We start from the raw sequence: 9,977 nt of genomic DNA on the forward strand, positions 1-9,977 counted from the left end.
GAACCCGACCGGACACACGGCGGCGGGGCGGATGCCGCGCATCCGCCCCGCCGTGCCGGCCGGCCCGACGAACGCTCGCCGGGCGCGCCGGGTCAGCTCCCGCTGGAGGTCACCTCGGGCGTCACGACGTCGTGAGCCGCGGAGCGCACCTCGACCTTGCGCGGCTTCGCGCGCTCGGACACCGGGATGATCACGCTCAGCACGCCGTTGTCGTAGTGGGCGCTGATGCCGCTGGTGTCGATGCCCTCGCCGAGGGTGAGCTGGCGCAGGAACGACCCGCTCGGCCGCTCATGCACGAGCCACCGCACGTTCTCGTCGTTGCGCAGCGTGCGCTCGGCGCGGATGGTCATCAGCTGGCCGTCGACGTCGATGTCGATCGAACCGGGGTCGACCCCGGGCAGGTCGGCGGACAGGACGTAGTGGTCACCGTCGCGGTGCAGGTCGATCGGCATCATCCGCGGGCCTCGGCTCGAGTCGATCATGCTCGCCGCGAGACGGTCGAGGTCGCGGAACGGGTCCCAGCTCATTGCCATGAGCGTCTCCTCTCGTGAGATCTGGAGTTGAGTCCCCTCGACTCAACTTGATCCGAGATTAGCACTCTCGACGCGAGAGTGCTAAGACTTTGGGCCCGCCGTTCGCCGAGGGCGATCACGCCGGCCGGTGTCGCGGCGGACGCGCCGGGCGCGCGAGCTCGGGCATCCGCATTCGCAGGATGAGCCGTACTACGGGACCTCTTGCGAGTCCGTGACGCGGCTCATCCTGTTTTCGCGTCCCACACTCGCCTCGATACGCGGAGATCGCTCGAAGGCTTCACTCGGCGCAGGCTCGGGCAGCCGCATTCGCAGGATGAACCGAACCATGTGCCCTCGTTCGACCCCGTGACGCAGCTCATCCTGCGTTCGCGTCCCACACCCGTCTCAATACCCGCGCTCGCGCGCAGCCTCCACTCGGCGCGCGGGCTCGCCCGCCGAATTCGCAGGATGAGCAGGCTTATGGGCCCCGATTCGGAGCCGTGACGCGGCTCATCCTGCTTTCGCCCACGGGATCGACGCCCGCGCGCGAGGCACGGCGGATATCGACGACCGTCAGGCGGCGGCGCCGAGCGTGGCCCAATCCTCGGAGCCCGCGACGCGCAGGACCTCGTCGATCGCGTTGGCGGTCGAGGCCGTGCGGAACTCCGGCGAGACATCCATCGTCTGGGCGTTCACGAAGGTCACGTCGGTGATGCCGACGAATGCGAAGATCGCACGCAGGTACGGCTCCTGGAAGTCGAAGGCATGCAGCGGGCTGGCCTCGGAGTAGTCGCCGCCGCGCGAAGTGACGACGACCATCTTCTTGCCGTGCACGAGGGGGAGCGCGCGGCCGAGTTCGTCGTAGCGGAACATGTATCCCGGCTGCACGATGCAGTCGATGTAGTACTTGAGCGCGTAGGGGATGCTGAGGTTCCACATCGGCGTGGAGATCACGTAGGCGTCGGCGTGCGTGAACCGGTCGATCTCGCGCTCGATCTGCTTCCAGGACTCGGCGTGGCTCTTGTCGATGGGCTGGCCGACCGTCAGCGTGTACTTCGCCTCGATGTTGTCGCCCGCGATCGCGGGCAGGTCGGCCTGGAACAGCTCGACCTCCTCGACCTCCAGGTCGGCGATCCGCTCGCCGAGCGCGTCGAGGAGCGCGTTCGAGACCCGGAGCGTGTTGGATGCCTCGCTGCGCGGGCTGGCGATGATGTGGAGCAGCTTCATGACGTGCCTCTTCCGATGGGTCCTGCACGGGCGTTGGGGGCATTGCTCACCGCGCTCGGGCCTCAGCGGTGACGTCACCGTATCGCCGCAGTGTTTCCGGCGTGTCTCGATCAGGTACCTTGTGATCGGCGCGATCCGGACGCCGCTCTCCGTCACGTGACGCGGCGTCGGCGCGGCCGTCGCCTTCGGGCGGGGCGGATGGTGCGTTCGCACCGCGCGGGTCGGGGTCGCGCTCGACCCGAGCCGGCCGACACGGCCGACCCGGCCGAATACGCAGGATGAGGCGGATCATGGGCGCACATGAGGCGCCGCAGCGCGTCTCGTCCTGCATTCGCACGCTCACCGCACGCCACGCGCCCCCATCCAAGTGCGGTTTCTGCGTTCGAGTACGGAACCAACCCGCACTCCAACGCAGAAACCGCACTCCGGTGAGACCAGATGACAGAGGTGACAGGTGACGGATGACGCCGCGGCGCCCGCGGCGCGTCAGAAGAGGCGGCGCTGCGCGACGACCTCGGCGCCCTCGAGCTCGAGCAACCGACGCTTGCGCTCGAGCCCGCCGGCGTAGCCGGTGAGCGACCCGTCGGCGCCGACCACGCGGTGGCACGGCACGATGATGCTGATCGGGTTCCGCCCGACGGCACCGCCCACGCGCCTGGCGAGGTTCCGGTCGCCGAGCCGGTCGGCGAGCTCGCCGTACGTCACGGTCTCGCCGAACGGGATCTCGCGCAGCATCCCCCATACCGCATGCTGGAACCCGTCGCCGGTCGGCGCGAGCGGCAGGTCGAAGCGGATGCGTCGCCCCGCGAGGTACTCGTCGAGCTCGACGCCGAGCCGGCGGAACAGCGGATCGTCGGCGGCATCGACGACGACGCCGAGCGACTCCGGGGCGGGCGGATGCCAGTGGCCCGGGAAGTACAGCCCCGCGAGCCCGCCGTCGTCGGCGACCACGAGCAGGTCGCCGATCCCGGTCGTGAGCGTGGCGTGGCGGCGGGGCATGCGTCGATTCTCGCGCGTCGCGCGGCGCGCGAGGCGGAGTTCGGTGGCGGGAATCGGACGTGACGGTCGACGGGTCCGGGGCGCGTCGGGGTCGCGCATGACGCGCGGCCCATTCGCGAGATGACCCGACGGGCGGTCAGCCCTCCAGCACCTCGAGTCTCTCGCCCGACACGACGAGCTCGGCGTTGACCCGCGACGCCTCGATCAGCAGCGCGTTCGCGCCGTCGACCTCCCTAGCCCACGCGAGTGCGGCCTCGGGGGTGCGTCCGTGTCGGGTGTGCCGGTCCACGAGGCGCACGATCCGCTCGTCCTCCGGCGTCGCGCAGAACCAGGCGGCATCGAGTCGCTCGCGCACGCCGTCCCATGGTTCGACGTCGGCGAGCAGGTAATTGCCCTCGACGACGACGTACCGGATGGTGTCCTCGATGGCGATCTCGCCCGCGACGCCCTCGTCCACGACGCGGTGGAAGCTCGGCGCGTACACGGTGTGACCGCGCTCGGTTCGGATGCGGTCGAGCAGGGCGACGAACCCCCAGCCGTCGAAGGTGTCGATGGCGCCCTTGCGGTCGTGGCGCCCGAGCCGGTCGAGGGTCGAGTTCGCGAGGTGGAATCCGTCCATCGGGAGGTGCACGGCAGATCCCGGGCGGCGACGGTTGAGTTCGTCCACGAGCGCGATCGCGAGTGTCGTCTTGCCGCTGCCGGGGCTGCCGGCGATGCCGACCAGCACGCGGTCGGCTCGACGAGGTGGCGCACCGGCGCCCCGAGTGTCCGGGGCGCCGGTGCCCGCCGACCGCTCCACCCGGTCGGCGAGCGATCCGAGCGCGGCCTGCGCACTCGGAACGAGGGTGGCGGAGGTGGCGCCGGGTTCAGGAGACACGGTTGGCCTCGAGCCGGTCGGTGAGGAACGCGTGGGCGTGCCGCGCGAGCGCGGGCCCGTCGTCCCAGAGGTTCCGCCAGATCGCGAGGTCGTTCGAGAGCGTCGGGGACACGACGGCGGACGAGAACGACTCGAAGGTGATGGGGCCGGCGTAGCCGATGTCCTCCAGCGAGTGGAAGAACGACGTGAAATCGAGGTGACCGCTGCCGAGGTAACCACGGTGGTTCTCGCCGATGTGCACGTAGCCGAGCCGGTCGCCGACCAGGCGCACGGGCCGCGAGAAGTCGTCCTCCTCGATGTTCATGTGGTAGCTGTCGAGGTGGATCACGACGTTGTCGGCGCCGATGTCGTCGGCGAGACGCAGGGCGTCGGCCGCGGTGTTGATGACATTGGTCTCGTAGCGGTTGCAGACCTCGAGTCCGAGCGTCATCTGCTTGCCGGCGGCCTCGGCGGCGAGGTCGGTGAGCACCGAGACGACGTTCGCCCGTCCCGCGGAGCTGAGCGGTCGGCCGTACTTGCCGAGTGCACTGTAGAGCGCACCGGTGAAGTGGCTGCCACCGAGGTCGTGGGTGATCTGGAGCGAGTCGTGCAGGAGCCGGGCGCCGCGCGCCACGACCTCGGGGTCGTCGCTCGAGACATCCGCCTCGAATGCCAGGCCGCGCGAGCACACGATGCCGAGGCCGGCGGCCTCGAGTTCAGCGCGGGCGGCGGCCACGTCGAGCGCGGGTGAATCGTGCAGCGAGAGTTCGAGCAGGTCGTATCCGGCCGCCTTCGTCTCGGCGATGATCGAGGTCATCTCGGCGGGGCTGGTGCCGCCGGCGAAGACGAGGGCATGTACTCCGAGGGCGTTGCGCGACATGGTGGTTCCTTTTCGTTCGGTGGTCAGGCGGCCAGGTCGAGCGCGACGGATGCCGCGGCGAGCTGGTCGTGGAGGAAGGCGCGGGACTGCGCGGCGAGGGTGTCGGGGTCGTGCCACATGGGTCGCCAGAGTCCGATGTCGGCGGATGCCGCGGCTGTGAGCACCGCGGATGAGAAGGTCTCGACGGTGATGGTGCCGTCGAAGCCGGCGGTCGCGAAGGCCCGGCAGAGTGCGGGCCAGTCGGTCGCCCCGGTGCCCAGGCGGCCGCGGTGACTCTCGCTGGCGTGCACGTAGCCGAGGCGGTCGCCGGCGATGGCGACCGCAGCCGGGAGGTCGATCTCCTCGACGTGCGCGTGGAACGTGTCGAGGTGGAGGACCGCGTTCGCGGCGCCGAGGTCCTCGAGGAACCGGATGGTCTGCGCAGCGGTGTTGAGGAGGTTCGACTCGTACCGGTTGACGTACTCGACGCCGAGCGTGATGCCGTCACCTGCGGCGAGCGCGGCGACCCGTCGCAGGACGTCGAGCGAGCGCGAGCGTCCGGCGTCCGTCGACGCCTCGAGGTACCGCCCCATCGCCGAGTACACGACACCGCCCACGAAGGTGGCGCCGAGCTCGGAAGCGAACCGCACGGCCTCGGTCAGGCGCCGTTCGCCGCGGCCTGCGACCGATGCGTCGGGGGACGTGATGTCGTCATCGAACGACAGCGCGAGCGAGACCGTGGCCCCGATGCCGTGACGCTCGAGCAGCCGGCGGGTGGCCGGGCCGTCGAGCAGGGCGGCATCCGCGCGGTCGATCGCAGGGACCTCGAGGACGTCGAATCCGGCCGCGGCCGCCCCGGCGATGGTGCGCTCGGCGGCGGCGGGGCTCCAGTCGAAGCCCCACACGCCGGCGTGCACGCCGAGTCGGTTGCGCGACATCGGACTCACGCCGCCTTCGCGCCGGTGATCAGGGCGACGAGTTCGTCGCCGGTCGTCTCGTCGGCTCGGCGCTCGGCGACCGCGAGGCCGCCGCGCATGACCCACACGTGGTCGGAGAGGCGGAGCACCTGGTCGAAGTTGTGACTGATGAGGAGCACGGCGACACCGGACGCCTGGAGCTTGCGGATGGCGTCCTCGACTCGGGCGGTCTCCTGCACGCCGAGCGCGGCGGTCGGCTCGTCCATGATCACGATCGAGCTGCCCCAGCCGGCCGCCCGCGCGATGGCGACGGCCTGTCGTTGGCCGCCGGAGAGGCGGCGGACCCGGCTCGTCACGGGCGGCACGTTCACCGCGAGGTCGGAGAGCATCTCGGTCGCCGTCGACCGCATCGACGAGCGGTCGAGCATGCGGAACGGACCTGCGCCCTTCGTGCGCTCGCGGCCGAGGAAGAAGTTCTGCCAGACCGTGAGGTCCTCGACGAGCGCGAGGTTCTGCTGCACCGTCTCGATGCCGGCCTCGCGGGCGGCGAGCGGCGTGTCGAAGTGAACGATCTCGCCGTCGAGCGTGATGGTGCCTGAGTCCGGGGCGTGGATGCCGGAGAGGCATCGCACGAGGGTCGACTTGCCCGCACCGTTGTCGCCGATGAGGGCGGTGACCTCGCCGCGCCGCATGGTGATCGAGGCGCCCCGCAGGGCGTGCACGCCGCCGAACGACTTGGTGATGTCCTGGGCGGAGAGGATGACGTCGGAGTTCGCTGCAGCGTTCATTTCTTCTGGAACCTCGTGAGCAGGGCCGCCAGGACCACGACGAGTCCGACGGCGAGCGGCTGGTAGAACTGGGACACGCCGAGCAGCGTGAGCCCGTTCGTGAGGGCGGTGAGCAGCAGCGCACCGAGGATGGGGCCGACGATCTTGGCGCGGCCGCCGGTGAGGCTGACCCCGCCGAGGACGACGGCGGCGATCGAGTTGAGCAGGTAGCTCGTGTTGATCGCGGGTTCTGCGGCGCCGATGCGGGCGACGAGCAGGATGGCGCCGAGGCCGGCGAGGACGGCCGCGATGAGGTACACCGCGATGCGCACTCGTCCGGCGTTGATGCCGTTCGCGACCGCGGCCTCCTCGCTGCCTCCGACCGCCTGGACGTGAAGGCCGAAGCGCATGCGGAACATCAGGAACCAGGCGACGATGCCGACGACGATCGCGAGGATGAACGGGAATCCGATGATCCAGACCGAGCCGGTCGTGAGGCGGAGCAGTTCGACGCTCGTGATCGAGATCGGCCTGCCCGAGGTGAGGATGAGCGCGAGTCCGGTCGCCACGGAGAGCGTTCCGAGCGTGGCGATGAAGTCGGTGACCTTGCCCTTGGCGATGAGGAGCCCGTTCACGAGTCCGATCACCGCAGACGAGAGCAGGGCGATCACCGCGGACGGCCAGAAGCCGAGCCCGGCCTGCCACGAGAGGCCGAAGCCGACGGCGCCGAGCGTCATGGTCGCCGAGATCGAGAGGTCGATGCCGCCCGTGGTGATGACGAACGACTGGGCGACGGCGAGGATCACGAGGATCGCCGCGGCGACGAGCATCGACTGGATGTTGCCGATGGTGAGGAACGACGGGCTGAGGATCGAGAACACGATCACGAGCACGACGAGGCCGATCGGGGCCGCGTTCTCGGCCCAGAAGCTCAGGTGCCTCGCCTCTCGGAGCGCGGGCCCGACGCCCTTCTCGGGGACCACGACGTTCGTGGTCTTCACTGGGAGGTTCACGGTGACTCTCTCATCTCTCGGGGTTGAGGTCCGGTGGTCGCGGGTGGGACGGATGCCGCGGAGCGGCACGGTCCTGGCCGCGCGTGCCCGGGGAACGTTCACCCGGGCACGCGAGGTCGCGTGCCTAGCCGAGCAGGTCGGCGAGGGGGTTCTCGAACGGCTCGAACGGCTGCGGGAAGGCGTCCATCGCCTCCTGTGCGACATCCGCCGTGACGAGCGCGGTCGGCGACTCGACGTTCTCGGGCAGCGTCTCGCCGGCGGCGACCACCTCGCAGGCCTGGACGCCCAGGGAACCGATCGCGTACGGGTACTGCGCGACGGTGGCACTGAGACCGCCGTCGGCGACCGACTGCAGGGCGTCCTGGTTGCCGTCCACGCTCACGACGACGATCTCCCCGGTGCGTCCGGCGTTCTCGACCGCCTTCACGATTCCGAGGCCCATGTCGTCGTTGGCGGCGAAGAACGCGGCGACGTCCGGGTTCGCAGCGAGGATGTCGGTGGCCTTCGTGAGCGCGACCTCGCGCTTCCAGTCGGCGGCCTCCTCCTGCACGATGTCGACGCTGCCGTCGACCGCGGCCCGGAAGCCGTCGACGCGCGCGGCGCTCGTCACGTCGCCCGCGATGCCGCCGATCACGGCGACCTCGGACCCGGCCGGGATCGACTCGAGGATGAAGTCGCCCGCCTTGCCACCGGCCGCCTCGTTGTCGGTGCCGATGTACGTGGCGACGTCGATGCCGGCTGCCTCCGCGGCATCCGCGTCGATCGGGTTGTCGATGTTGACGACGGTCTTGCCCGCCGCGGCGACGGGGGCGAGCGCCTGGACGAGGTTGGTGCCGCTGATCGGGTTGACCACGAAGCATCCGTAGTCCTGGCCGGCGAGGGTGGTGAGCTTGTCGGCCTGGCCTGTGGTGTCGCCGATGTCGGCGGCGGCCTGAACCGTGACGTCGACGCCGTCTGCCTCGGCCGTGTCGTTGATGCCGTCTTCCATGGCCTGGAAGAAGGGGTTGTCGAGTCCCTTGATGATCGCGGCCACCTTGTCGGATCCGCCGCCTTCGGACGAAACCGACCCGGCCGATCCCGTGGAACAGCCGGCGAGCACGAGCGCGAGTGCGGCGACCGGGGCGGCGACCAGAACCGCGCGGGCCTTCGAAGCATCTTTGCTGAACATTTCGATCCTTGGTGTCATGGGCACCACTGCGTGCCGTCGATTTGAAACTACGCATTCTTTTGTGTTTTGTCAACGCAAAAGTACTTGAGTTTCGATCTAGGATCAGAGATAAGCTATCGGTGGGACGAAGGAGACCGCGTGACCGCACTTGAAGGCAGCACCCATGTCAGCGACGTGCTCGCGCTCATCCGCGACCATGGCGAGCTGACCCGTACCGAGGTGATCGAGCTCTCCGGCCTCTCGCGGTCGACGATCAACCAGCGCCTCGCCACCCTCAGCGCAGCGGGACTGCTCACGGCCGTCGGCGGCGGCGAGTCCACCGGCGGGCGCCCATCGACGCGCTTCGCGTTCAACGCGCAACGGGCCGTGGTGCTCGCGGCCGACATCGGCGCGACCGGCTTCACGGCCGCGGCGTGCGACCTCGACGGCCGACCCCTCGCGCACCTCTCGCACACCATCGACGTGTGGAGCGGGCCCGACGCCGTGCTCACCGCCGTGACCGAGGCATTCGGGCGCCTCGAGTTCGGCGACGCCGAGGTGTGGGGGGTCGCGATCGGGGTCCCCGGGCCCGTCGAGTACGCCGCACGTCGCGTCGTGAATCCCCCGATCATGACGGGCTGGGACCGCTTCGACATCGCCTCCTGGTTCACCGACCGCTACGACGCCCTCGTCACCGTCGAGAACGACGCGAACGCCCGCGCGGTGGCCGAGGCGCGACTCCACCAGGTCGACAACGTCATCAGCCTCAAGCTCGGCACCGGTATCGGCGCCGGCCTCGTCTTCAACGGCCAGATCGTCCGCGGCGACAAGGGCGCGGCCGGCGACATCGGCCACACACGCGCCTCGATCACCGACGCCGAGCCGCGACTCTGCCGCTGCGGCAACCTCGACTGCGTCGAGGCCTACGCCGGCGGTTGGGCACTGCAGCGCGACCTCGAGGCCGCAGGACTTCCGGTGACCTCCACCGCCGATGTCGTCTCACTCGTGCAGCGGGGAGACATGGAGGCCGTCCGGCGCGTCCGTGCTGCGGGGCGTGTCATCGGCGATGCCATCGCGACCCTCGTCAGCGTGCTGAACCCGCGCACGATCGCGCTCTCCGGCCAGCTCGCCGAGTGCGACGAGGTGCTGATGAGCGGCATCCGCGAGCGCGTGCACCAGCACACGGTTCCCCTCGTGACGAGCGATCTGACGATCACGAAGTCGACCCTCGGCGAGCTCGCCGGGGTGACCGGGCTCGCGCTGCTCACGATCGACGCCCTGTTCCAGCCGGTGTCGATGGAGCGGATGCTGCGGGGGCACGCGTAGCTCCCCTGCCGCCTCCGCCGCGGGACCGGGTCGCCGCGCTCAGCCGTCCCCGGCAGACAGGCCGCCGCGCTGTGATGAGTTCGCAGGATGAGCCGCGTCATGCACCTCCTCCGAGGGCGATGGCGCGGCTCATCCTGCATACCCGCCTCCGCGAGGCCGTCAGCCCGTCGCTCGCGGGCCGTCGGCGCGAGCACCCCGAGCGGATGCCGCGGCATCCGCCCGCGCCCCCATCGGCGTGTGGTCGGCAGACCGCAGCCACTCGTCGAACGTGATCTCCGCGTGGTCGGCGTCGGCGCCGCCGCGCAGCGCGCCCGACGCCGACGCACGGCCGTAGGGCCCGGGCAGCGGGAACTC

Annotated in this window: 10 protein-coding genes and 1 pseudogene; 1 reads left to right on the forward strand and 10 read right to left on the reverse strand. The window is 70.2% G+C overall.

Features of this window, described 5'->3' with window-relative positions:
* Positions 1 to 92: 92 nt before the first annotated feature.
* The 9 genes from ESO86_RS06235 to ESO86_RS06275 all read right to left on the reverse strand — a co-directional run bounded on the left by ESO86_RS06235 (position 93) and on the right by ESO86_RS06275 (position 8,318).
* The gene (locus ESO86_RS06235; protein ID WP_129234115.1) at positions 93 to 533 is read right to left on the reverse strand and encodes an Hsp20/alpha crystallin family protein; all 441 of its coding nucleotides are present in this window, start codon (positions 531 to 533) and stop codon (positions 93 to 95) included.
* Positions 534 to 1,085: 552 nt separating this feature from the next.
* A complete protein-coding gene (locus ESO86_RS06240; protein WP_129234116.1) occupies positions 1,086 to 1,739 on the reverse strand; it encodes an FMN-dependent NADH-azoreductase in 654 nt (217 codons plus the stop codon).
* A 486-nt stretch (positions 1,740 to 2,225) separates the two neighbouring features.
* Positions 2,226 to 2,738 (reverse strand): methylated-DNA--[protein]-cysteine S-methyltransferase, encoded by a 513-nt coding sequence (locus tag ESO86_RS06245; protein ID WP_129234117.1) that lies wholly within the window; start codon positions 2,736 to 2,738, stop codon positions 2,226 to 2,228.
* A 136-nt stretch (positions 2,739 to 2,874) separates the two neighbouring features.
* Positions 2,875 to 3,615: a nucleoside/nucleotide kinase family protein gene (locus tag ESO86_RS06250; protein WP_242492230.1), complete on the reverse strand. Its 741-nt coding sequence runs from the start codon at positions 3,613 to 3,615 to the stop codon at positions 2,875 to 2,877.
* Positions 3,605 to 4,474, reverse strand: coding sequence for a sugar phosphate isomerase/epimerase family protein (locus tag ESO86_RS06255; protein WP_129234118.1), 870 nt, complete (start codon positions 4,472 to 4,474; stop codon positions 3,605 to 3,607). Before ESO86_RS06255 ends, ESO86_RS06250 begins: the two co-directional genes overlap by 11 nt.
* Positions 4,475 to 4,497: 23 nt before the next feature.
* Positions 4,498 to 5,391 (reverse strand): sugar phosphate isomerase/epimerase family protein, encoded by an 894-nt coding sequence (locus tag ESO86_RS06260; RefSeq protein WP_129234119.1) that lies wholly within the window; start codon positions 5,389 to 5,391, stop codon positions 4,498 to 4,500.
* A 5-nt stretch (positions 5,392 to 5,396) separates the two neighbouring features.
* Positions 5,397 to 6,158: an ATP-binding cassette domain-containing protein gene (locus ESO86_RS06265; RefSeq protein WP_129234120.1), complete on the reverse strand. Its 762-nt coding sequence runs from the start codon at positions 6,156 to 6,158 to the stop codon at positions 5,397 to 5,399.
* A complete protein-coding gene (locus ESO86_RS06270) occupies positions 6,155 to 7,150 on the reverse strand; it encodes an ABC transporter permease (protein ID WP_207207032.1) in 996 nt (331 codons plus the stop codon). The genes ESO86_RS06265 and ESO86_RS06270 overlap by 4 nt, the downstream gene beginning before the upstream one ends.
* A 124-nt stretch (positions 7,151 to 7,274) precedes the next feature.
* Entirely contained in the window at positions 7,275 to 8,318 is a 1,044-nt protein-coding gene (locus tag ESO86_RS06275) for a sugar ABC transporter substrate-binding protein (protein ID WP_129234122.1), read from the reverse strand.
* A gap of 138 nt (positions 8,319 to 8,456) precedes the next feature.
* Here ESO86_RS06275 and ESO86_RS06280 point away from each other — a divergent pair, with 138 nt between their 5' ends.
* On the forward strand, positions 8,457 to 9,623 hold the full coding sequence (locus tag ESO86_RS06280; RefSeq protein WP_165307411.1) for an ROK family transcriptional regulator: 1,167 nt from the start codon (positions 8,457 to 8,459) through the stop codon (positions 9,621 to 9,623).
* 159 nt (positions 9,624 to 9,782) lie between these two features.
* Here the strand turns inward: ESO86_RS06280 and ESO86_RS18610 are convergent.
* Positions 9,783 to 9,977 (reverse strand): annotated as a pseudogene (locus ESO86_RS18610) (hypothetical protein); the annotation flags it as partial.

Origin of the sequence: Agromyces binzhouensis (assembly GCF_004135055.1) — a bacterium.
GTDB lineage: Bacteria > Actinomycetota > Actinomycetes > Actinomycetales > Microbacteriaceae > Agromyces > Agromyces binzhouensis.